The sequence below is a fragment of the Tolypothrix sp. VBCCA 56010 genome (genome assembly GCF_050875635.1).
Classification (GTDB): Bacteria; Cyanobacteriota; Cyanobacteriia; order Cyanobacteriales; family Nostocaceae; genus Hassallia.
In genome coordinates this window covers 1-276 of the sequence record NZ_JBPAOH010000498.1, presented here as the reverse complement: position 1 = coordinate 276, position 276 = coordinate 1, and the positions used below count along the sequence as shown (strand labels likewise).

The 276-nt window shown below is 50.0% G+C and carries 1 protein-coding gene; it reads right to left on the bottom strand.

Features of this window, described 5'->3' with window-relative positions:
- A partial coding sequence (locus AABK37_RS42115) for an AMP-binding protein (protein ID WP_432557287.1) occupies positions 1-276 on the bottom strand: 276 nt, incomplete at both ends.

The following is a 276-nucleotide window of genomic DNA, read 5'->3' as shown; positions in this document are numbered from 1 at the left end:
ACTCAATGTTGCCATTAATTAAATAGCGGACTAAATCTCCAGTTTTGTATAATCTATGACCAGCATTTCCAAACGGGTTGGGAATGAACTTATCGGCAGTTAACTCTGGTCGGTTGAGGTAGCCTCGCGCCAAGCCATCGCCACCGATGTGCAATTCACCCGGTACGCCTACAGGTACTGGTTGCAGATTGGCATCGAGGATGTAGAATTGGGTGTTGGCGATCGCTCCTCCGATGGACACCGATCCAGAACCTGCCTGTACTTGAGACACCGCTG